This is a genomic window from Alteromonas sp. D210916BOD_24, assembly GCF_047159385.1.
Taxonomy (GTDB): Bacteria; Pseudomonadota; Gammaproteobacteria; order Enterobacterales; family Alteromonadaceae; genus Alteromonas.
Genome location: NZ_AP038333.1, coordinates 3,721,213 through 3,744,311 on the forward strand (window position 1 = coordinate 3,721,213; position 23,099 = coordinate 3,744,311).

23 protein-coding genes are annotated in these 23,099 nt (G+C 46.4%); 11 read left to right on the forward strand and 12 right to left on the reverse strand.

The genetic code is table 11. The features are described 5' to 3' along the window. Positions 1–57: 57 nt before the first annotated feature. The 4 genes from ACMCM8_RS16145 to ACMCM8_RS16160 are packed head-to-tail and all read right to left on the reverse strand — an operon-like array spanning position 58 to position 3,842. Positions 58–291: a YheU family protein gene (locus ACMCM8_RS16145; protein WP_412723607.1), complete on the reverse strand. Its 234-nt coding sequence runs from the start codon at positions 289–291 to the stop codon at positions 58–60. A gap of 49 nt (positions 292–340) precedes the next feature. Next, positions 341–1,372 carry a hydrolase gene (locus ACMCM8_RS16150; RefSeq protein WP_412723608.1) on the reverse strand — a complete coding sequence of 344 codons (1,032 nt, stop codon included), beginning with the start codon at positions 1,370–1,372 and terminating at the stop codon, positions 341–343. 24 nt (positions 1,373–1,396) lie between these two features. Next, complete coding sequence (locus tag ACMCM8_RS16155; RefSeq protein WP_412723609.1) at positions 1,397–1,903, reverse strand: TIGR02444 family protein; 507 nt, start codon at positions 1,901–1,903, stop codon at positions 1,397–1,399. Beyond that, entirely contained in the window at positions 1,890–3,842 is a 1,953-nt protein-coding gene (locus ACMCM8_RS16160; RefSeq protein WP_412723610.1) for an ATP-binding cassette domain-containing protein, read from the reverse strand. The genes ACMCM8_RS16155 and ACMCM8_RS16160 overlap by 14 nt, the downstream gene beginning before the upstream one ends. Before the next feature lie 176 nt (positions 3,843–4,018). On the opposite strand from ACMCM8_RS16160, the gene ACMCM8_RS16165 reads away from it, so the two are divergent. Together ACMCM8_RS16165 and ACMCM8_RS16170 are read left to right on the forward strand one after the other, a co-directional pair. Continuing rightward, positions 4,019–4,225: a YheV family putative zinc ribbon protein gene (locus tag ACMCM8_RS16165; protein WP_412723611.1), complete on the forward strand. Its 207-nt coding sequence runs from the start codon at positions 4,019–4,021 to the stop codon at positions 4,223–4,225. 304 nt (positions 4,226–4,529) lie between these two features. Next, positions 4,530–5,609: a DUF748 domain-containing protein gene (locus ACMCM8_RS16170; protein WP_412723612.1), complete on the forward strand. Its 1,080-nt coding sequence runs from the start codon at positions 4,530–4,532 to the stop codon at positions 5,607–5,609. 34 nt (positions 5,610–5,643) lie between these two features. On the opposite strand, the gene ACMCM8_RS16175 is transcribed toward ACMCM8_RS16170, so the two are convergent. Both ACMCM8_RS16175 and ACMCM8_RS16180 read right to left on the reverse strand, forming a co-directional pair. Continuing rightward, on the reverse strand, positions 5,644–5,937 hold the full coding sequence (locus ACMCM8_RS16175) for a SlyX family protein (protein ID WP_412723613.1): 294 nt from the start codon (positions 5,935–5,937) through the stop codon (positions 5,644–5,646). Beyond that, on the reverse strand, positions 5,919–6,851 hold the full coding sequence (locus tag ACMCM8_RS16180; RefSeq protein ID WP_412727764.1) for a WD40 repeat domain-containing protein: 933 nt from the start codon (positions 6,849–6,851) through the stop codon (positions 5,919–5,921). The genes ACMCM8_RS16175 and ACMCM8_RS16180 overlap by 19 nt, the downstream gene beginning before the upstream one ends. 197 nt (positions 6,852–7,048) lie before the next feature. Between ACMCM8_RS16180 and fkpA the strand changes: the two genes are divergently transcribed. From fkpA to ACMCM8_RS16195, 3 genes are all read left to right on the forward strand, one after another. Continuing rightward, positions 7,049–7,834: an FKBP-type peptidyl-prolyl cis-trans isomerase gene (gene fkpA, locus ACMCM8_RS16185; RefSeq protein ID WP_412723614.1), complete on the forward strand. Its 786-nt coding sequence runs from the start codon at positions 7,049–7,051 to the stop codon at positions 7,832–7,834. Between the two features lie 712 nt (positions 7,835–8,546). Beyond that, a complete protein-coding gene (greB, locus tag ACMCM8_RS16190) occupies positions 8,547–9,032 on the forward strand; it encodes a transcription elongation factor GreB (RefSeq protein ID WP_412723615.1) in 486 nt (161 codons plus the stop codon). 168 nt (positions 9,033–9,200) lie between these two features. Next, entirely contained in the window at positions 9,201–11,567 is a 2,367-nt protein-coding gene (locus tag ACMCM8_RS16195) for a Tex family protein (protein ID WP_412723616.1), read from the forward strand. 45 nt (positions 11,568–11,612) lie between these two features. Here the strand turns inward: ACMCM8_RS16195 and ACMCM8_RS16200 are convergent, their stop codons facing one another. The 3 genes from ACMCM8_RS16200 to bioH form a co-directional block, all read right to left on the reverse strand. Beyond that, on the reverse strand, positions 11,613–12,611 hold the full coding sequence (locus ACMCM8_RS16200) for a putative metalloprotease CJM1_0395 family protein (RefSeq protein ID WP_412723617.1): 999 nt from the start codon (positions 12,609–12,611) through the stop codon (positions 11,613–11,615). Positions 12,612–12,622: 11 nt separating this feature from the next. Next, the gene (locus ACMCM8_RS16205) at positions 12,623–12,916 is read right to left on the reverse strand and encodes a hypothetical protein (protein ID WP_412723618.1); all 294 of its coding nucleotides are present in this window, start codon (positions 12,914–12,916) and stop codon (positions 12,623–12,625) included. A gap of 116 nt (positions 12,917–13,032) precedes the next feature. Beyond that, positions 13,033–13,842, reverse strand: a complete 810-nt coding sequence (gene bioH, locus ACMCM8_RS16210) for a pimeloyl-ACP methyl ester esterase BioH (protein ID WP_412723619.1) — start codon at positions 13,840–13,842, stop codon at positions 13,033–13,035. 169 nt (positions 13,843–14,011) lie between these two features. Between bioH and ACMCM8_RS16215 the strand changes: the two genes are divergently transcribed. Then, complete coding sequence (locus ACMCM8_RS16215; RefSeq protein ID WP_412723620.1) at positions 14,012–14,647, forward strand: ComF family protein; 636 nt, start codon at positions 14,012–14,014, stop codon at positions 14,645–14,647. 65 nt (positions 14,648–14,712) lie between these two features. Here ACMCM8_RS16215 and ACMCM8_RS16220 read toward each other — a convergent pair whose 3' ends face one another. Then, on the reverse strand, positions 14,713–17,367 hold the full coding sequence (locus ACMCM8_RS16220) for a M14 metallopeptidase family protein (protein ID WP_412723621.1): 2,655 nt from the start codon (positions 17,365–17,367) through the stop codon (positions 14,713–14,715). 161 nt (positions 17,368–17,528) lie between these two features. On the opposite strand from ACMCM8_RS16220, the gene nfuA reads away from it, so the two are divergent. From nfuA to ACMCM8_RS16240, 4 genes are all read left to right on the forward strand, one after another. Beyond that, positions 17,529–18,107 carry a Fe-S biogenesis protein NfuA gene (gene nfuA / locus ACMCM8_RS16225; protein ID WP_412723622.1) on the forward strand — a complete coding sequence of 193 codons (579 nt, stop codon included), beginning with the start codon at positions 17,529–17,531 and terminating at the stop codon, positions 18,105–18,107. A 36-nt stretch (positions 18,108–18,143) separates the two neighbouring features. Continuing rightward, a complete protein-coding gene (locus ACMCM8_RS16230; protein ID WP_412723623.1) occupies positions 18,144–18,374 on the forward strand; it encodes a hypothetical protein in 231 nt (76 codons plus the stop codon). A gap of 134 nt (positions 18,375–18,508) precedes the next feature. Then, a complete protein-coding gene (locus ACMCM8_RS16235) occupies positions 18,509–19,201 on the forward strand; it encodes an aspartate/glutamate racemase family protein (RefSeq protein WP_412723624.1) in 693 nt (230 codons plus the stop codon). A gap of 56 nt (positions 19,202–19,257) precedes the next feature. Continuing rightward, the gene (locus ACMCM8_RS16240; RefSeq protein WP_412723625.1) at positions 19,258–19,638 is read left to right on the forward strand and encodes a VOC family protein; all 381 of its coding nucleotides are present in this window, start codon (positions 19,258–19,260) and stop codon (positions 19,636–19,638) included. 190 nt (positions 19,639–19,828) lie between these two features. On the opposite strand, the gene ACMCM8_RS16245 is transcribed toward ACMCM8_RS16240, so the two are convergent. Beyond that, complete coding sequence (locus ACMCM8_RS16245) at positions 19,829–21,172, reverse strand: MATE family efflux transporter (RefSeq protein ID WP_412723626.1); 1,344 nt, start codon at positions 21,170–21,172, stop codon at positions 19,829–19,831. A gap of 143 nt (positions 21,173–21,315) precedes the next feature. Between ACMCM8_RS16245 and ACMCM8_RS16250 the strand changes: the two genes are divergently transcribed. Further along, a complete protein-coding gene (locus tag ACMCM8_RS16250; RefSeq protein ID WP_412723627.1) occupies positions 21,316–22,479 on the forward strand; it encodes a polysaccharide deacetylase family protein in 1,164 nt (387 codons plus the stop codon). A gap of 31 nt (positions 22,480–22,510) precedes the next feature. Here ACMCM8_RS16250 and ACMCM8_RS16255 read toward each other — a convergent pair whose 3' ends face one another. Beyond that, entirely contained in the window at positions 22,511–23,098 is a 588-nt protein-coding gene (locus ACMCM8_RS16255; RefSeq protein ID WP_412723628.1) for a GNAT family N-acetyltransferase, read from the reverse strand. Position 23,099: the final 1 nt, after the last annotated feature.

Below are 23,099 nucleotides of genomic sequence, written 5' to 3' on the forward strand. Positions count from 1 at the left end.
TAGGACGCTTAGCCCTTGTTATGTTCCAGACTATTTACCGGGTTAAGTATACAAGGGCTAATTGTTCTCCTCTTGCCCTTGTATATCTTCTTTGCGCTTTATATCTACGCTCTCATGCAATTCTGAATACACCAGAACCGCTTCACCTGACCTAAGCCGCGCTAGCACCTGTTGTACTTTAACCTCCAGTGGCACCTCTTCTTCACCATAATCCGTTCCCTCACGTAACACAAAGGATTCAGCCAGACTATAAAGTGTATCTGGTTCAAGTGCGTCAATGGGAATTATCATGTCTTCTCCTGCGTGTGTGGTTCATTTCTACCACACACAGAAAGGCTAATTATTTGGGATAAGTGCACGTAGTGTCTACGGGTAATACGTCACTGACAAAACGCTTCACTCGATCGTGTAACCATACTTTAGGCTTGAACATAGAGCCTTGCATAAAGCCCACATGGCCGCCCTGCTCGCTCAGCTCTACGGTGACATTACGCGCTAATTCTTGTTCTTTGGGCACTACGAGATGGTTCATGAATGGGTCGTCAATGCTGTGTAATACCAGTGTTTTGCAATGAATAGCACTGAGGAAGTGATAGGCGCTGCATTTTTCGTAGTAGTCTTGTGCATCAGCAAACCCGTGCAAAGGTGCCGTGATCTTTTCATCAAATTGCATAAAATTGGTAATGTGATCAACATCGCTTCTCGTCAGCTGAATGAGCTTGCGATAATCAATGTATTCCATTTTTTTGCGCAAGGTGTTTTTCATACTGGCGAGCAAGTATTTCTGATAAACCCGTGAGAATCCCTGGTTAATCGATTTCGCACATTCAGATAATTTAAGTGGGGAGGAGATTGCTACCGCTGCCTTTAACCATTTTTGTGCGGGATTTTCTCCCAGTAGTTTAAGCAACATATTCCCACCTAACGAAAACCCAATCGCAACTTTCGGGACACTGGGAAACTTGTCATGCAGCCATTGCAAAAAGAAACTGGGATCTTGAGTTTCACCACTGTGATAGGCGCGTGCCTTTAAATTAGGCACGCCGCTGCACCCGCGATAATGCATCATCACCACTTGCCAACCATTAACTGACAGTTCCGCCATCATATCGTTGGCATAATGGGATTTGATACTGCCTTCCAGACCGTGAAACATCACGACAATTCCCGACGTCTCCTGTGGTTTTGGCCCCCATGCAATATCCACAAAGTCATCATCTGGTAGCGTTAGCCGCTCCATCTCATAGGCCAAGGGCAGGCGTTTTTGTATAAAACGCGGCCATATGGTTTGAATATGACGACTCTTTGCCCAACTTGGCACTTTGAAGCTGCTTTTGATTATTTTTCCGTGCGATAACGCTGATTTACTCATAATAATTCTTATTGTGTATTTCAGTTAACCAAGTTGATTGACCACTAAACTCACTAAACGACGTGCTTCAGCATGTTCACGAAGCGCATAGGCGTTAATAAGCGCCGCTATAGAAGCATTGAATAACTGAGAAGGCTGCCCTTCTGGCCCCAACGGCAGGCGCGTTACATTTAACTGATTAAAGGCGGCAACCATTTCCGCTTGCTGCTCCCTTTCAAGGTCGAGTTCTTGCGCCTTTAATGCCTCGTAACACTGCTTATCTCCCCCTACGTTGGGATGGGCAGCTTTGCGTTTTGCGCGGTGCGCGCTTAGTTTATCATCCCATTTCTTAGAAGCTGCAATCACTGTATTGAGCTGGGCCAGATTGATGATGACATTATTTTCTAAACACCAGCAGACAAGCAGTAACACATTGACGTTTACCTTGTGATTGTCCTGTAATAAAAGCGCCAATGGCGCGATATCTTGCATGGCATAGCGACTTACACTGTATTGCCAAAAGGTTTTGGTGTCGAGGTTAGGCGTTGGCATGATTGTAGTCATCCCGTGCTTGCTCAATTTTTTCCTGTGCATCTAACCATGCCATTTCCTCTTCCTCAAGCTGCTGTTTAAGCGCGGTTTGCTTGTCGAGCAGCTCCATAAGCTGGCCCTTTTTATCATCGGTATACAAGGAGGTATCGGCCAACATCTGCTCTACATCTGATAAGGCACTGGCGTGTTTTTCCATGGCCTTTTCGTGTTTTTCGACGGCTTTTTTAAATGGGGCGATCTGTTGTCTAAATTCTGCCTCACGGCGCTTTTCTTCTTTGCGGTCTACTTTGCGCTCCGCTTTTTGGGGTGCACCTGCCGCACCCTGCGCAGTGTCTTTCGCTTCACTGTTGGCTTTGGCTTTCTCAGCCGCCTGTTGCTTTAATATCCAATCTCGATAGTCATCCAAGTCCCCTTGAAAAGGCTCAACGGCACCGCTGTCTACCAGATAAAAGTCTTCGCACACCGAAGACAACAAGAAACGATCGTGCGATACCAGTACCATGGCGCCCTCAAATCCTTGCAGGGCGATATTAAGCGCATGGCGCATTTCCAAATCTAAATGGTTAGTAGGTTCATCGAGCAATAACAAATTGGGTTTTTGGTAGACAATTAAGGCCAATACCAGGCGCGCCTTTTCTCCTCCTGACATCGGGGCTACGGGTGACAGCGCTTCATCGCCATTGAAACCAAACCCTCCTAAGTAATCGCGCAACTGTTGCTCAGTGGCTTTTTCGTCAATGCGTTGTAAGTGCAACAGGGGGGTAGCATTGGCATCGAGGGTTTCCAGCTGATGCTGGGCAAAATAGCCAATTTTAAGCCCCTTTGCCGCATTAAATACCCCTTGCTTGGGCGCATGAACACCCGCGAGTAATTTAATTAACGTAGATTTGCCCTGACCATTTCGTCCCAATAAGCCCAGACGACTGCCCGGTACGAGATTTAATTTCACCTGTTGCAAGACAATATGCTCGTCGTAGCCCAGCTGTACTTTTTCCATCTGAACCAGTGGGTTAGGTAACGCAGCTGGTGGCGCAAACGAAAAGCTAAACGGGCTTGCCATGTGTGCAGGCAATAGCATTTCCATTTTTTCCAGTTGCTTAATACGACTTTGTGCCTGTTTTGCTTTGCTGGCCTTGGCTTTAAAACGCGTAATAAATGAATTTAAATGGGCGACTTTCTGTTGCTGCTTTTCGTACTCAATATTCTGTAATCGTATACGCTCTGCTCGCTGTGTCTCGTACGATGAATAGTTTCCGGTATAGGATATGAGCTTCTGATGCTCCACACTGACAATTTGCCCTACGGTATTGTCGATAAATGCCTTGTCGTGAGAAATAAGTAGCAAGGTGCCTGTATAGCGCTGCAACCATTTCTCTAACCAGATTACGGCATCTAAATCCAAGTGGTTAGTGGGTTCGTCTAATAGTAACAAGTCCGAAGGACACAGCAGGGCCTGAGCCAGGTTCAGGCGCATACGCCACCCACCAGAAAAATCAGTGACAGGTGCTGTGAGCTGGTTATTAGTAAACCCTAAGCCTGCCAGAATCATTGCAGCACGCGCTTCCACATCATAGGCACCTGCCTGTTCCAGCTGGCCGTGAAGCTGCCCGATTAGCACACCGTCCTCTTTGTCGTGGGCACCAGACAATTCACGTTGTAATGCGCGCAGGCGCTTGTCGCCATCTATGACATAATCCATGGCCGTGCGATCTGATGCTGGCGTTTCCTGTGCCACACTCACAATACGCCAATCACTTGGCACGCTGCAGTCTCCGGCATCCACCGCTAGCTCCCCTCGCAATAAGGCAAACAGCGTTGATTTCCCACACCCGTTACTGCCTATCAACGCCACTTTGTGACCGGGAAAGACTTGCATTGATGCGTCTTCGAGCAGCATTTTTCGGCCGCGTAGTAACGAAACGTGTGAGAGCTTTATCATGAATTACCTGCGATGGACTTCTAAGGGCGCGTATAATAGCAATTAGCACACGTCTTACACACCCTCGTACAACAACTTGTATAAGAAAAGTATGATACCAAAAACTTACGTTAAAAGCTGATCAACAGCGGTCTTTTCACGGTATAATATGCGCGAATTTTAACAAAGGTGTATGTATGTCAAAACGCATAAGACGTCGCTTTGTTGCGGGTGCCACCTGCCCCAAGTGTCAAGAGCAAGATACCATTTCGTTGTACTTTGAAAACAACGTAGAAAAGCTGGAGTGTGTAGCGTGTGGCTACAACGAAGCACAAACTGATGAAAAAGTCAGTGCCGCCACCCGCGCTAACGAAAATGTCATCGGTATTTTCAAACCGCACTAATGCGTAAATATTTCAAACACCGCGTAGAAGACGCAAAATAAAACTCTCACGGATACACCGTCATCGCCCAGCTTTGATACGTTTTGTATTGCTGTTGTTTTTTCGTCATGTGAGAAATCGCTTGAGCGTATAAGCAGCACGCAGAAAAAGGACGTAGCACAACGGTGTCAGTTTTAACCTCTCGTGAACTCTCAACAATCAATCTAATCTCTGCGGTCGCATTCTAGGTACGATTTTTGTACTGCTTTTGGTAAAGAGAGCTGAAGTGGTATATACAGATACTGGGTTCACAGGGAGGATAACTATGAAAATAACACGGCTTGGCACCACGCTACTCACACTATTTTTAATACTGTGTGCAGTACGCTTTAGTCTTCCGTATGCAGCAGCATGGTATATCAATAAGACGTTGAGTGAACCGGGAAATTACGACGGCCGCGTCGGGGACGTAGACTTAATGTTGTGGCGCGGCGCTTATAGCCTTGAACATGTGCTGCTGTATAAAGCCAACGGTCAAGTAGATCGCCCGTTGTTTAAGGCCGATTACGTAGAATTTACCCTATCATGGTCACAACTTATGGAAGGCGCAGCAGTTGGACGGGTCATCGTTAACTCTCCTGAAATTAATTTTGTAGACGGCAAAACCCGCGAAGAGAGCCAGTCCGGTAAAGGTGAAAACTGGCTGTCTATTGCTGACAGACTCTTCCCACTGCGCATTGATTCCTTGCTTATCAATGACGGAAAGATCAGTTTCTACAACCCAGACACCACCCCCGTTATAGACATTGCACTACACGATATCCACGTCGAAATCACCAATTTGGTCAACAGTGATAACTTGTCAGACTCACGTGTGGCCACGGGCACAGCTACGGGCCAAACGGCCGGTAAGGGCACCATAACAGTCAACGCTAAATTAAACCCGGCAACGCACGCCCCCACTTTTGATGTTGATGTGCAAGCTGATAACGTCGCCTTAGTTAACTTTAAGAATGTGCTGGATACCTATGCCCCTTTCGATCTTGAAGCCGGAACGATGACCCTTGCAGCGGAAATTGCCTCGAACAACGGTCAGGTGAAAGGTTATATCAAGCCTATCTTTCACGATGTTGAAGTGTTTTCTTGGAAAGGAGATATTGAGCGGGACGGTGACGGGTTTATCGGTGGTAGTATTGAGGCCCTCTCTGCGTTTATAACTGAGCTCTTTGAAAACCAAAGTAAAGATCAGATTGCCACCCGCATTCCCATTGAAGGTGATTTGTCATCGCCTGATATGCAAACTTGGCAAGCGTTCACTGCCATGTTGAAAAACGCATTCATCGAAGCATTCAGTGGCGAGGTGGAAGAAAGCATTGAACTTGAACAGCTAGCAGCAGAAGGATGACGGTAAGTAACCCATTTTGCTATTTACCTTGTGGTTAATAGTGAGGCGGTGGCGTTTCCTCAGACTGCTTCGCAATATTTGACGGTTCAATCGATTTCACTCTATCGATAACATGGCGCACTTTAAACATGAGATCATCTAATTGCTGCTGCTGAGATGACAACGCCTCGTTGAGTGCGTCAATGGTGTGCTCTTGAAACGCCACTTTAGTTTGCAGTTCCTCAATGTGATCATTGGCTAATGTTAACTGTTCTTGTAGCAACGCCACTGAAGTACTTTGTTGCCCGTGCTTGTCTGTCATCTCTGTCTCTATTTTTCTCGTAGCCATACTTCCGTAAGGCCACTACTGCTTGTAGTTACCATATTACCATCTGGCATAAAGGCAACGCCATACACAACTGCGGTCGGAGGTGAAACCGTTTCACGAGAGGCAACTTGAATAGCCTGCAGTTGATCGCCAGTCTGCACATCCCATAAGTAGGATTTGCGCGAGGGAGAACCCGTAAGTAAATACTTACCATCTTTAGAGAATTCGGCATCCGTAAAGATTTTTTGTCTGGAAATATAGTTCAATGCACTTACCGGTTGCCCCGTTTGAACATTCCAAATCTGCGATTTGTCCTGACTGTCTGCAGTAAACGCAAAGCGCCCTTCATCGTCAAGTGCCACTTTTGTCACTCGGGTTGGGTGAGTAAATGTATGGATAATCTGACCGGTTTCAGTACTCCACAAATAGGCGATGTAGTCATTTCCCCCGGTTAAGGCAAATTTGCCATTCGGTGAAATATCGATGGAGTTCACTTTTTCCTGGTGTCCCAAAAACTCCAACCGCCTTGACGTTCTCGGTTCGAAGTACATTACTTTGCCACTTGAACGGGCCACCAAAATGCCATTACCGTTGTTTGCTACAGCGACGTCCCGTATTGAAGACTCGTCAATGCGCCAAAATCCTTCAGGCTCACCGGTTTGCATACTCCACAGCGCAAACGCTTCGCGATCAGCGGTTACCACATAACGTTTATCCGCACTTATGTGCACGGCCATCACCGAATTATTGCCTTCCCCCTGATGCCCCCAGTGGTAAAGGGGTTCGCTGTCGCCAATACGCCATACGTTTATGCCGTTATTGACGCCTGAAACCACAGTAATTGTGCCGTCGGTAGATATATCTGCGGCATAAGCACCTTCTTCAACATGACGCCAGTGTTTTAATGGCGTAGTATCAGGTATCGAACATCCTATGGATCCGCTAATTAGTACGATGAGTAACACTATTCTAAGGAACATTTGGGCCCTAAACATAATCAAATGGGTTTCGCTTTGTAAACGCTAGGTTTAACATAGCACGGATCGCGCATCTTTAACTATCGTGCACACTGCCCTGGATGCAGCAGTATAGACATTAGACGCATGATGATAAAAATTTATGGAGACGTTTTATGCAGAAGTCGCTCGTTGCCTTATCTACCATCGCTGCGCTAGGCCTTTTCGCTTGCCAGCCAAATACCTCAGATGAGGCTGCTTCTAAAGGCGCTGATAGTGCAACCACAAGTTCTGTTTCTGCAGAAGAAATGACTGATTCGCAAAAGCAAGCTTATGCGATGGGCGCTAGTATGGGCCTATTTGTTAACAACCGTGCTGAGCAACAGGCTCAGTTAGGTCTTCCTCTAGACCAAGAAGCGCTTAAACAGGGCTTTAATGATGGTCTTGCTGAAACCCTGAAATTTACCCCTGAGCAAATTCAACAAATTGCTCAACAAGGTGAAGAACAGCTTCGCACTAAACAACAAGAAATGGCTGCGCAGGCTGCTGAAAAGAACATCGAAGCTGGTATCGCTTACTTAGAAGAAAATGGTAAGCGCGAAGGCGTTACCACAACTGAAAGTGGGCTACAGTACGAAGTATTAACTGAGGGTGAAGGTGCAAGCCCAGAAGCCACTGACATAGTGAAAGTTCACTATCGCGGTACATTGTTAGATGGCACTGAGTTTGATTCTTCATACAAGCGCGGTGAACCTGCTGAGTTTCCGCTTAATCGTGTCATTTCTGGTTGGACAGAGGGTGTGCAGCTGATGAAAGAAGGTGCGAAGTACCGCTTCCACATTCCTTCTGACTTGGCTTACGGTGAGCGTTCAACAGGTTCGATCACCCCTAATTCCACGCTGATTTTCGACGTTGAGTTGCTTGAAGTGGTTAAGTCAGAAGCTAACGACACCACAGAGTAAACGGGTTTAGTTGACTAGGGCGTGTTGATCTTTGCTGTACGAATTTTGGTCTATATGAAAGCATTTTAATCGCGAAACAGCCCTGCAGGCATAGTTGTTCTACGTCAAAGGGCTGTGACAAAGAGTAAAATGCTTTCATGACGACCCCTTCGGGCAGCGCTTGTGCGCCATTTATACTGCGTTGACTGGTTTTTGATTTAGACCCACTAGACCTGCAAACAGTCGTCTTGCCTAAATGGCGCACAAACTGCTGCAAAAGTGCACTGCAAAGATCAACACGCCCTCGATAAAAGTAGAAAGCCGACACGTCGCAGTGTCGGCTTTTATTTTTTTTGAGTCAGCGTAATCCTTGCCTACCTTTTCCCTACGAGCCAGTGGTGTTTCACCACGCGCGTACCCAAATAGTAAAGTGGGTTATTCAATATGCTTGGTGCCTCGAATCACTCTATAAGCATAGTTCAAATCCGCTAAAATTCACTGCTACCTTCCACTTTTCTTGTAACGATTTCGCCTTACACGCGAGCGCTTATACCGATTCGTTTTAAGGCGCCTTTTTCCTTTTTTTATTCAACGCGTTGTCACTTGGAAGTGACCATGAACAAAATTCATCCAATTAAAGGAAAATTCAATGAAAAATGGCGCAAAATAATTGGGTTTTTTGCTAACACCCACATAAAGTAAGGGTTAGCGTGCTATTAAATGACAGGATATTGTGAAAACACCACTGGTTACTCGTAAAGGTTATCTCAAACTCAAACAGGAACTCGACCAATTATGGCGCGAGGAAAGGCCAGAAATTACCCGCAAAGTGACATGGGCGGCCAGCTTAGGCGATAGAAGCGAAAATGCTGATTATCAGTACAACAAAAAGAAACTAAGAGAAATAGACAGACGCGTTCGCTATTTACGCAAATGTTTAGAGCACTTGAAAGTTGTGGACTACAATCCACAACAGGAAGGCAAAGTCTTTTTCGGTGCCTGGGTTGAGATTGAGAATGACGCTGGCACAGTCATGGAGTTTCGCTTAGTGGGCTATGATGAAATATTCGGCCGTAAAGACTACATTTCTATCGACTCCCCCATGGCACGGGCATTAGTGGGCAAAGCCCAAGATGACGAAGTAGAAGTAAAGACCGAAGCGGGAAGTAAACTGTGGTGGATAAACCGCATTTGGTATGACAATACCGACAGACTTTAACGTTAGAGCGAATTGCTGAAATAACGCAAAATGATAAGACGACTTTCAATACACCGCGGTGATATACTCACCGCGTTATTTTTCACCCAAAACGCTGTGTGCCCAGGGCATTTTACACATCGTTTATTCCAATTCGCCTAGCGCGAATTTTTAGCATTTGAGCGACCTATGATTATCAATAAAATTGCTGAAGAACTTGCCGTACAGCCTTCGCAAGTTAATGCTGCTGTAAAACTTCTTGATGAAGGTGCAACCGTTCCCTTTATTGCTCGCTATAGAAAAGAAGTGACGCAGGGTTTAGATGACACCCAGTTAAGAACCTTGGAGCAACGTCTAACGTACCTACGGGAATTAGAAGAGCGCCGAGAGGTGATCCTCAAGTCTATTGATGAACAAGGCAAGTTATCAGATGAGCTAAAAGCGAGTATTGCCTCAGCTGACAGTAAAACAACCCTTGAAGATTTGTATCTTCCCTACAAACCCCGCCGTCGTACAAAAGGTCAAATTGCCATAGAAGCAGGTTTAGCCCCGCTTGCAGATGCACTTTTCACTGACCCCAATACCGATGTCGACAGCACAGCTCAACAATACGTTAATGAAGAGCAGGGTGTGGCTGACATAAAAGCAGCGTTAGAAGGGGCCCGTTATATACTCATGGAGCGCTTTGCCGAAGATGCTGCGCTACTGGCGAAAGTGCGCCATTATCTAGTGGAAAATGCCCACCTTAAAAGTACGATGGTAACGGGTAAAGAAAAAGAAGCAGCGAAATACAAAGACTATTTTGAGCACAGTGAGAAATACAAGAACGTGCCTTCACACCGCGCACTGGCCATGTTTCGTGGTCGCAACGAAGGTATGCTGCACATTCAACTGGACGCCGATCCTCAGGCAGAAGAGTCGGGCTCATCTCACTGCGAACACATTATTGCCAGTCACTACGACATTATGCATCGAGGGCGAAGCGCCGATGATTTCCTTGCGCAAGTCGTACAGTGGACATGGAAAATAAAAATTGGCCTTCATATGGAAACTGAGCTTTTCAGCGCGTTGCGTGAACGCGCTGAAGAAGAAGCTATTGAAGTATTTGCTAAGAATCTCAACGATTTATTAATGGCAGCACCCGCTGGCGCGAAAACGACTATGGGACTGGATCCTGGTTTACGTACCGGTGTTAAAGTGGCTGTGGTCGATAAAACGGGTAAGGTTGTCGCCACAAATACCATTTTCCCTCATGCGCCTCAGAATCAGTGGGATAAATCAATTCGCACACTCAGCACACTTTGCAAACAGTACAAAGTGGATTTAATCAGCATTGGCAATGGCACAGGTTCGCGAGAAACCGATAAGCTTGTGGCTGAAATGTTGAAGAACGACAGCGATTTAAATGCACAGAAGATCATGGTGAGCGAAGCAGGCGCTTCAGTTTATTCAGCCTCTGAGTTAGCATCTAAAGAACTGCCTGAATTAGATGTATCACTGCGTGGTGCGGTCTCTATTGCGCGTCGTTTGCAAGATCCATTAGCAGAACTAGTAAAAATTGAGCCCAAGGCTATTGGTGTCGGCCAATATCAGCACGATGTCAGCCAAAGCCAACTGGGCAAATCACTTGATAGAGTAATTGAAGACTGTGTAAACGCGGTGGGAGTTGACCTCAACACGGCGTCGCCAGCGTTGTTGAGTTATGTATCAGGATTAAACAAAACCCTCGCCCACAATATTGTTAACTTCAGAGACATTAACGGTGCTTTCCCCGACAGAAAAGCCCTGTTGAAAGTGGAGCGATTAGGACCAAAAGCCTTTGAACAAGCCGCGGGCTTCTTGCGAATTGTCAATGGCACAAACCCGCTCGATGCTTCGGCAGTGCACCCAGAGGCCTATCCGGTTGTCGATAAAATCGTCGATACCACTGCGGTAGCTGTCAACGATATTATTGGTAACACAGACCTTCTTAAAAGTTTGTCGCCCGACACCTTTACAAGTGATGCCTTTGGTTTACCTACCGTCAAAGACATTCTAAAAGAATTGGATAAACCAGGGCGGGATCCACGACCAGAGTTTAAAACCGCGGTATTTAAAGAAGGTGTAGAAACCATCAATGATTTAAAACCGGGTATGGTGTTAGAAGGTGTTGTCAGCAATGTCGCTAATTTCGGCGCATTTGTAGACGTAGGTGTACATCAAGACGGCCTAGTACACATATCAGCACTTACCAACAAGTTTATCTCGGATCCCCGTGAAGTCGTAAAAGCCGGTGATATCGTTAAGGTGAAAGTGATTGAGGTGGATGTACCTAGAAAGCGTATTTCGTTTACCATGCGCCTAGACGATACTCCAACCCAGACAGCTGGCGCGACGAGTAGTACTCCGGCAAAAGGCCCGCGAAATAAGGCAGGTCAGAGCCCATCGAGAAATCAATCTCGCCAAGGACAAGGCAGAAATGGCGGCCAGCATCGCTCTGCTTCTCACAATAGCAATCCACAAAACAGTGCTATGGGTAACGCTTTTGCGGATGCATTCGCTAAAGCGAAAAAGTAAGAGAAATAGAGAGAATGACTGCTAGCATCCCTCGCTAGCAGTCTATTAGGCTTGCAATGATAGCCCTTCTCTTGCAGGGGTAAACGCTTGAGTATAGGTATTTTGGATACGGCCTATGCGTGCTTTAAGTTCATCGCCAACTCCTTGATCGCCAAAATCCAAAGACCGCATTCCACTGTCAGCAGCAACTGCACGCGTCGATTCGTTTAAAGATTCAGCGCGAGGAGATGCCGACGATGTTTCTTGTTGCGCAACAGCACTTTCAGAGCCATCCAAACTGCGCGTTGCTGGCTCTACGTCACTGTCGTTAGTATTTTCATCATTCGCAGAGACCGAAGATTCATCTTCCTCGCCCTGTTGTGCTTCGACATTCTTTGCAGCTATTTCGCTGCGTGCTTCCAATGCTTTTTGGGCGGCTTCAGCTGCTACCTTTAAATCTTGTGAAGACGGTTGAGCCGGCGCCAGTGCAGCCGCGCGTACCTGCTCCATTTTTCGCAGAGTTTGCTCAGGGCTTTGCGCTTCAGAAATGTCAATTGATACCTCACCGTCTGTGATGTACCGCTTGTTGTCTGGGCCAGTGGTGTACTCATATTGCGGCGAACCCGCATATTGCCCGCCTATCGCAGCATGGGCTTGTTCATGAGTTCGAACCTCTTGATCGCGGGTCTTTAATTGCTCAATTTCTTGCAGGTTCTGAAGTTCTTGTTGCTGCTGTTGTTGCTGAGACTGCTGTTCGCTTTGGGCATCCTGCTTACCTGCACTCTCATCTTGTGCCGAGTCTTTCTCTTGGCCCGTGGCATTGTCATTAGCGGCTTGCACATCAGCCTGTACCTGTGGACGTTCGTATGTTGCAGGTACTGGCGGTTGGCCGGGCGTTCTTGCTTTATCCGCTTCTGAACCTAGGCCTTTTTGCGACGCACCTTGCTCTGCATCACTGGTTGGGGGAATCGTTTCACGCTGAACGTTGTCTCGTCGCGCAGCTTCCGTATTTAAGTTTGCAGTGGGGTACGCTATGGCGTTAAGGATGGGGGCCACAATATTCATCGTTCCCCTACCTATGCTTTTATGTCAATGATAGTGCCCAAAGTATCATTAGCTACATCCAATACCCTTGCAGAAGCCTGCCCGTGTATTTCATTAACTTTGAGCGAAATAAGATCATCAGTGACACTCCCCGTGAGTGAGTCAGGGGTAGCGTCGGTATTGGAAGAAGAAAGGGTTTGGGTACTCTCTACTGTGCGTTGGGCAATATTAGACGCGGCTTGATCTATACCATTGCTGGCACTTTGCAAACCGTACTGCCCCGCTATAAATGCGTTATTAAGACTCGCATTGTTCACGCTTGTCATACATTACCCCTACTCTCCAATGCGTAATTATTAACCAATTTTGGAAAAATAGAAAGCATTTGTCACAGCATTAAAAATAAGCGTATGTCATATAAAGCAATTTTGTTCCAGTCCTACTATGACGCTTTTTGACGGTGAAGCGATGCAGCAAAATGAAACAAAATATCTGCAGTTTGCTGAGGGTGTGAAATAAACGGCGCATGGGACGCATGAGGCAACACCACCGCATCGGACTGAGGATGCAACTCACATATCCTATCAATGCCACTGGTAGGCACTAAACTATCCAACCTGCCGTAGAGGCGTAGTGTCGGCACACTAATTCGGCCAATGTCTTGGCGCATATCTTCACAAGATAGAATTCTAAGGCCTTTCTTTAACGCTTCTTCAGCGGGATCGGGGAATTGGGTAATGTGCTGCCGTATGGTTTTTATATCGTGTTTTGCCGTTTCACTTCCCATTGCCTGAATAGCTAAAAATCGCTCCACGGTTTTTTGAAAGTTCTTTTCTAACTGGTTTTCAAACAGTCCTAGCAGATCAGCTGCAATACCCGGCCACCCTGGTCCGGCGATAAACCGAGGTGACGAGGCTATAGTCACTAAACCGGATAACTTTTCCGGTGCGAGCAACGCGATTTTCTGCGCGACCATACCGCCTAGCGACCATCCAACCAAGATACATTGAGCAGGTAATTGATCAAGTATTGCTTGGGCGAGGGTATGCACATTGTAAGGACTGGGCACTTGAGAGGCGTTCTCTCCAAAACCGGGTAAGTCTATTGTAGTCACCCGAAAATTTTCGATGAGATACGGAATGAAAGACGTAAAAGCACCACTGTTCATTCCCCATCCATGGAGAAAAACCACATCCACACCTGTACCCTGTGTACGGGTGACAAGCGGGCCATTTGTATGCAAACTCTCCATATACACCTCCTCGGACAAAATGCGTGCTTTATGGACGAAACACGACATTATCTTTGCGTGCAAGCGCACTGGCCAACCACCCATTAATGGGCTCATCACTTTGAACCTGTCGTGCATGCTATGTTATCAGGCAAGTCCCACGCCAGTATGTCAGTGGTGTGAAGAAGACATGTTTTTTTTCAACTCACTGCTGCATGGTGACAATCTACTTCAATACGGTCCCGTTGGCCGTCACGTCAAGCACAACCACTTTGATGCGCTTAGTATTCTTGGCTTGCATGTGTGGCCAATGTCAACATTAATCCACCAATTCAAGTTTACCCATTCCCTTACTGCGGGCAAAGTACTTAGCGACTGGTTTGTCCATAAAAAGCGACATTGCACATTATCAGTGCCCGATCTACTTCTTCCTGTTCCTATTAGTGCATGGCGCATAGCTACTCGCCAATACAATCAAACCAGCGTGCTCTGCCACCACTTAAGCAGCGCTATGAAGATTCCTTATATCAATAGTTGGGCAATACGAAAAGGGCTAACAACACAGCACCGCTTAACCAAAAGCGCGCGAGCTAAGAATGCTAAACAGGTGTTTAGCCTGAGCCAGGGTGCTATAGACAAGGCTTATTCGATGCATAACACGCGCAGCCAACCTTATTGCGTAGCAATAGTAGATGATGTCATAACCACCGGTGTCACCGCGAACACGCTCGCGCAAATGCTTAAAACCCGTTATCGCCACATTGAAATTCAAATATGGGCGATGGCGTTTACACCACCACCCAAAAGCACATTATTAAAAGGCTAAAGTCAATTAACCTGTACAGCGAATGTATTTAGTCTGTCGTCTTTGCGTCTGCAGCAAGTGAAATGTCACTGAATAAAGTGAGACTGATAGATGGCATTAGCCAGCATCTTATTCGTCCCATACCAATAACCTCTAAACTGTGTATTGTCGGTAAAGCCAATCACAATGCCTTGTCCTAATTTGTTAGTCGTTACTGCCGTTGTGTCAGCCATCAGGGCAACCATCGCCGTATCGCTAAAGCCAGCCATAAGTGGAGACTGAGTATAGCGTGCAGGGGTCACGAAAGGTGATGAGTCAGCTTTGACAATCATGTTACTGGTTTTAAACATGGGAAGCGTGTTGTTCTGGTAGCCATAGAACAAAGGATGAGACGTATCGATAGAGGCTTCAAATACTGCACCAGCCACTAGTTTACGAGCATACAGTGCACGACCATCAGCATAAGTAAGTGTGCTCTCATCAAAGGCATTATCTATGGTCTCCCGACTAACCAGCTCCACATCTAACCAGTTATTGTCTGCAAACCACCGTATTGCCGATTTCTGTCCAATTACCACACCACCGGCTTTAATCCATTGCTCAATTTGTGATATTTCATTTTCAGAAAAGTGGAAACGCCCACTTGGGAAAATGAGGTGAGTGTAGTGAATTGACGCGTCAGACAAGGCGCGGCTTACGTTTTGCTGCTCCACAATACTGGCCGCTAAACCTACTTTGGTGTCAAAGTAGTGCCACATTTCCCCTACTTCGTATTCACTCGTGCCCTGTCCACCCACAATCATGATTTGTGGAAGCTTAACCGGTGCCATGCTGCGACTTCCCAGATCATTACCACTTGGGGTAAGACCACTTGAAAAACTCAATACTGGCACTTGTAACTGGATTTGCGCTTGCGCAAGTAACTGATGCAAATCTGCCGGTTGGGTCAGCCCTTTAGGGATCACTATGCTTCCCGCCGGCAGCGTGATGTTAGTGCCGTCTACTTGTAGCGCCGTAAACGCCTTCTCACTACTGCGAACCTGTACCCCAGCTTCGAGCAAAGATTGCAGCATAGCGGGCGCATAATAATGCTGCCAAGAAAAGCCATATGCATAGGCGTCTTTCGCAATATCCTGCAATGCGAGTTGCACCAATGAAGCCTGTTCTGTGCGTTTAACGTCCCGTGCCTGTCCTTTGTCCAATGCATCAAAATCCAGATTAAACGCCAAGGCCAGATTCCAGGTAGAAACATCATAAAACGTATTGTTTTCAAAAGAAGTTTGCGTGGAAAAGATTGATTTAACTAGGCGATATTGGGCTTGGTGAGTGGGTACATATATCGCGTGTCCCTTTTGATATGTATGCTCACCTACTTTATTGTCTTTATTCACAACCTCGTAGCGAATATGGTGCTGCTCAAGCAAAGACACAAAAGCACTTAGTCGACCTGCATCATGAGAAGTACCGACAATATAACCCACTGTATCATCATCTTTCGCTTCGGCTTTAGTCGCTTCAACAAAGTCAGATTGATAATCTAAAATGGCTGCTTTATTCGCCAACGCGCCCTTAAAGGTGCTCAATGACGTGGTGATTTGATTAGCTATAGTGTCGCGAAAAGCCAAATCACCATTGATTGATGATTGGACGTGGCCTCGTGAACTGGCCTGTTCAAACAAAATACCTATACTGCCGTGCAAGTCGGGATAGGTAGAGCCTTTTCCTGCATAAAAATCGTCGAAGGCCTCTTCAGTGAAATACAATTGACCTTGCTTATCGAAAGCCGCCGCATGGTATTTGGCCAGCACCTCGGTTAGCGTAACGTTTTGATCTGGCGTTAGCGGGTTTTTACGTGAACGTACGCCAGGCTGGAAAAAGTAAGTACTGTCTGTCCCCATCTCATGAAAATCCGTCAGTACATGAGGGCGCCATTTATGATATTGCTTAATACGGGCTTGAGACTCAGGGTGTGCCAACAGTAGCCAGTCCCGATTTAAATCAAACCAATAATGGTTCGTTCTACCAGAGGGCCAACCTTCATCATGCTCACGGTGTCGACTGTCAGAAACCAGTTGCTTACCTTTGTGCATATTTGCCCACTGCGCAAAGCGCGATAAGCCATCGGGGTTGAAAGCCGGATCGAAAAGCACAATATTGTCATTCAACAGGGCATCAATCTCGTCGCCTTGACCAGCAGTTAAATAATAAGCCAGGGCTAGAGCAGCATTAGAGCCGGAGGGTTCATTCCCGTGAATGCTATAACCCATGTAAAAGATAAGCGGTGCGTCATTACTCACTTTGTCGCCGCTTTCCATCGCGTTGATGTGTTGTAGGCGCCAGTTGTCAATATTGCTGCGATTTTTAGGTGCGGTAATAGTAAATAACAATAAGGGACGATTTTCGTGGGTGCGACCTGTTTCCTCAATTGAAACGCGATCGGATTTTTCAGCCAACAGCTTCATGTAGGAGACAAGCTGATCGTGGCGAACATGCCACTCGCCTATCTGGGCACCTAACACAGATTCTGGGGTGGGAATGGCAGGATTGTAACTCACGCTTTTAGGCAAATAGTCCTGCACAGATTGACCACCATGGTCAGGCGCTATTTTCAATGGTGCCCCTATTGCCGAATTTCCGGCGTATGTACCGAAGGTAAGCACGCTGAGTGTGAACGCCAAGGTGAGTGTATTCACCAGAGAAAAGGGTTTATTTTGGGCGCTGTTAAACAAATTTGCTAGCATCGCGTTTCCCGTCTTGTTGTTATGGTTGAGTTGGCGTTGCCACAGGCAATACTCTCAACAATTTCGATTTAGTGAAATAATTTATTTAATTAATACCTGACTGTTTTACTCAGGTAAATTTGATACAATAATCCAAATTTCAAAATATGTAGGACTTGCTGATGATTACTATATCAGAAGAAGCCCAGGCTCACTTCGTAAAACTGCTGAGTAAACAAGAGTCTGGCACGAATATTCGTGTATTCGTCGTAAACCCAGGCACGTCGTCGGCAGAGTGTGGCGTGTCCTATTGTCCGCCAGACGCAGTCGAAGAAACCGATACTCGTTTGCCGTATAACGGTTTTGACGCCGTAGTTGACGAAGAGAGTGCGCCCTATTTAGATGAGGCGGAAATTGATTATGTCACTGACCAAATGGGCTCTCAACTCACCCTTAAAGCACCTAATGCGAAAGCGCGTAAAGTGGCTGACGATGCGCCTTTAATTGAGCGCATTAACTACATGATTGAATCTGAAATCAACCCACAACTTGCTAACCACGGTGGTCAAGTGGTGTTAACTGAGCTGACCGACGACGGTTATGCGGTGTTACAGTTCGGTGGTGGTTGTAATGGTTGTTCAATGGTAGATGTCACACTAAAAGACGGCATTGAAAAGCAAATGCTTGAGCAGTTCGCAGGTGAACTCAACGGCGTTCGCGATGCCACCGAGCACCAAGCAGGTGAACATTCCTATTACTAGGCGGTGGTGTCATCGCTTAGTCGCACAGTAACGGCTATGTCTATTCCAAACATACATCAAAGCTGGCAACGCTTTAAAATAGGGTTGACTATTTTCGTTGTCGGCGCTGTGCTTCTTTTTTCCACTGGTGCACTTCACGAGGTGTTCTACTACCTCTCCTTGGTTGTTCTACTCGGTGGATTTGGCTATGCCATGTGGGGCTATATGGGCATTTTCCTACAGCGATTTTCCTTTATAAAAAATAAAAAATCCCCTCCTAAGTTTTAACCCTCGTTGTTCGATTTCTTGGTACTTTTCTACTTGTAAATCTGTCGAATTCACTTCACAGTAATTCCCACCTTCTTTTATTTGTAACTACATATTTAAAAATATGTGTTAAGCGCTTTGGAACGTTTCTCATTATGAAAACACTCGGTCTTATTGGTGGTATGAGCTGGGAGTCCACAGTTAGTTACTATCAAGCCATTAATCGCGGTGTTAACCAACGCCTTGGCGGATTGCACAGTGCCAAGCTCCTGCTAAGCAGTGTTGATTTCGCACAAATAGAACACCTTCAGCACAAAGGCGATTGGGCATTACTGGGAAGGTTACTGAGTCATGAAGCATTAAACCTGGAAAACGCAGGTGCAGACGCCATTCTCATTTGCACGAATACCATGCACAAAGTTGCCGAGGAAGTGGAAAGTGCCCTGTCCATCCCCCTGTTGCATATCGCCGATGCGACTGGCTACCAACTTCAACGGCATCAGATCACCAAAGTAGGCTTATTGGGTACGCAGTTTACTATGGAACAAAATTTCTATATTGGGCGACTAGAAGACAAATTCGGCATCGATGTTATTGTGCCAGATCCCCCCCAACGCAGCCTTATTCATAACATTATTTATGAACAATTATGCAAGGGGGTGATTTGTACTGAGTCTCGTAAGGCGTATATTGATATTATCAATTCGCTTGCTATGCAGGGTGCCCAATGGGTTATTCTCGGGTGCACTGAGATTGCGTTATTGGTACAACAAACACATACCTCTGTACGTCTGTTTGACACGACAACTATTCATGCCGAAGCCGCCGTTCACTTTGCACTTGAATAAGCGTTAAGTGGTCATTTTGAAGTATGGAAAGGTAAATTTAACAAAAGGACACAACTATGTTTAGCCACGTTATGCTTGGAGCCAATGACTTAGCCGCCTCAAAGAAATTCTATGACGCGATCCTGGGTGTATTGGGTTACGATGAAGGCGTTTACGATGAATACGGCCGCGTTTTTTACTATACGCCTAAAGGAATTTTAGCCCTAACCAAACCAATTAACGGTGAAGCCGCTACTCACGGAAACGGCACAACGTTAGGTTTAGCGGCACGTACTCCTGAGCTTGTTGATAAGTGGCACAAGGTAGGTTGTGACAATGGTGGTGTGGCTTGCGAAGATCCGCCAGGTGTACGTGGCAATGCAACGCGCCAACTCTATCTTGCCTATTTACGTGATCCGGCTGGCAATAAACTGTGTGCGACGCACGTCGTAAAATAACACCTTTGCGCTAAGTACGATAACGCTTCCACAAAGAGACTGACCATGTCGCCAGAACAAACTGCTAAGGCCTACGACAGTATTACTCATTTGTGGACGCGTTCCAATTTCAATCGTAAAAACGGGATGTAGGCCTACCTAAAAGCCCTATCTATCCTGCCCAACAGTTTCGGTTGTGGGATGCACTCGTTCACCGTTTCTCCGCTAGTCTCCCTTGTTTATCGAGTTGATGAAAAGACCACGCCAGTGTGGCTCCCCGCGCGAGTAAAAAAGCCAACAATGCATACCACAAACTTTCGTTTCCAACCTGTTGTGTGAAATACCACACGGGAAAAAATACGCCAAACGCGCTGATAATCATGGTATTGCGCATAATGCTTGCGCGGGTTAATCCGACAAATACACCGTCGTAAAGAAAGCACCAGTGTCCCACTAGTGGAAGTAGCACCATAAGGGGCAAGTAGGGCAGCGCTGCCGTCACAATTACACCATGTTCCGTTAGTAGACCTATAATCCCGTCTCCGAAACTATAAAATATCAGGCTATATATCGCTGCTATTAGCGTGGACCAAAGTAAACCCTGATAGGTACGTCGCCTGATTTCGCTGTGATTGTTTGCGCCCTTAGCTTCGCCCACCAACGCCTCAACACCATAGGCAATACCATCTAGTCCCAACGCGATAAGTACAAAAAACTGCATCAAAATTGCATTGACCGCTGCAGGGACTTCGCCATAACGGGCGCCTTGAATGGTTAAGAATGCGAGACACAGCTGTAACGCAAGATTGCGCAGCAACATATCACCATTGAGTTTTAGCAGAACTTTACGGGCTGCGGAGTTAAACCAGGCTTTGCGCAGACTGACACCTTTAACTAGTTGCAAGGCAACAACCAGCCCCATTATCGCCATTGAGTATTCTGCCATTACGCTGGCCAACGCAACTCCAGTGACGGAAAGATCAAAGCCAAAGACCAATAATAAGTCCAGAAATGCATTGAGAAGATTACCTACAATTTGAATGGTCATCACGGCTTTCGTCTTCTGCTGTCCTACCAGCCACCCCACCAACGCGAGATTAAGCATGGCCGCTGGCGCTCCCCACACCCGCACACTAAAATAGGCTTGCATGTGAAGACCTACTTCGCCATTGGGTTGAGCAAGACTTTTCCCCACCGCTAAAATAGGGGTTTGCAACACGACCACCACGAGGCCGAGTAATCCTGCTACCGCAATAGTTTGCCAAAGCACTTTTGCCGATTGTTCAAGGGCGTTTTCACTCCCCTTGGCCTGCGCGCTTAGTCCGGTAGAGGACATACGCAAGAATCCGCACACCCAATAAATTTGAGTCAGAATAAGTGCCCCGATTGAGGCGCCGGCTAACATAGCCGGTAGCACCATATGTCCCAGAACAGCAGTGTCCACCAACCCGAGCAAAGGTGTGGTAATATTGGCCAAAATCATGGGCACTGCCAATGCTAAGAGACGTCCATGATCGGTAAAAATAGAGTGCTGTGGATGTGAAAAGCGAACCATTAGCTGATCTCAGTCGCGTGACGACAGTTATAAAAGGGCATGGTGAGATTAGTTTACCATGCTAGCGCGCGTTGATCTTTTGGGTATGCGTTAAGTCATTAGAAGCAAGGCAACAGATTCTGATCAATTTAAAGAGGCAATCAATGGAAAAAACGCGATTCGCACCGCGCGCGGCACACATCTTTGCAACACTATTCACTCTTGGCAATAAGCGAGTCGGTGGGCGGTTTTTTAGTGTTGTATTTGCACTGATTGGAAGTTACTTTGCCAATTCGTCGTTAGTCAAAGCACAAGAGACTGAAGCCCAACCGACATCGAACACGCCAAATGCCGTAATATTGCTCTATCACCACGTGTCAGATAAGACCCCACCCAGTACCAGTATTTCGCCGACAAATTTTGTCGCCCATATGCAATACTTGAAGGAAAACCATCATATCGTATCGCTTCAAGAAGTAGTCAAGGCACTTGAAGACAATACACCATTGCCCGACAAAGCGGTCGCTATCACCTTTGATGATGGTTATGCCAATATTTTTGAAAATGCTCATCCCGTATTAGTCGAAATGGGATTTCCCTACACTATCTTTATTAACCCTGGCGAAATAGATGTTGGACCTCAGCAGCTTACCTGGCAGCAAGTAAAATTGATGCATAGTGAAGGGGTGACTTTCGCCAATCACACCCTGGATCACTTACACATGCTCAATGATGAGCAAAAATTAGGGCACACGGCCTGGATTGAAAATGTGTGGCATAACGTGACTTCGGCACAAGAAATAATTAATACCAAACTGGATGTTAATTTACATTATCTTGCTTACCCCTTTGGCGAGTTCAATCAAGCACTGACAGAAAAACTAAAAAAGAATGGGTACATTGGGTTTGGTCAACACTCCGGTGCAGTTGGTCCATACAGCGACAAACAAGCACTACCTCGCTATCCCGCTGCGGGCATCTACGCCAACCTAGACACGTTAAAAACCAAACTCAATAGCCTGGCCATGCCTGTAAGCCATGCTACACACAGTGAGCCACGCCTTTTCCAGCGCCAGTTAGACGACCCCGTAACACTCACAATCGACAGCGAAGACATTAGACTTGCTCAGGTCACTTGCTTTTTTGGTGGAGAAAAAATTGCTACCAAGGTCACTCACAATACAGTGGCATTTTCTTTAGATAAACCGCTACCCATCGGCAGGTCAAGGGTAAACTGTACTGCACCGTCATTACATCAAAAGGGGCGATATTATTGGTATTCAGTCCCCTTTTTCGTCGCAAATGAAGAGGGTCGTTATCCCGATTAAACTAGGGGCTGTTGATCGGAAGGTACGGGGTTTATACCGGGCGAGCAAACCGAATAAAACCTTTATTAATGGATTCTTCGGTAAAATTGAGTCGTTGGTAAAAGCGAATGGCAGCTATATTAGCAATTTCAACATCAAGCACTAGTTTGCGCTTCTTCAGCTTTTCTGCACGGCGTTGCATGGTGTCAATCAGTAAAGAACCGATCCCATTGCGTTGATTGTCTTCACTTACAGCAAGATGCCCCACCATCAACTCGGTATTCGTAGGCGGAGTGAGACCAACTGCCACCGTTTGGTTGCGCATTAGCACCATAATGGCCTCGTCGAGAGTGAAATAAGAGGTAATACTGTCTAACGTCGCTCGGTCAAATTGCACGCCTAATCGACTATGCCACGATGTGACCACTCCCAATACTCGCTCCCCCTGCACCGCGACCCAATGATTTTTATATCCATATTGCCCACCGCCTAATTGCCACGCATGGGAAAGGTAACCGTCAGCGGTTTTATCTCGGCTTTCGTCGAAAATACAAGTAAGTAATGACTCAGCAGCACTTAAAATAAGTGGTGCTGTTTGTGCGACATCAGACGCCGCACCCTGCCTGATTTTGATATCCATT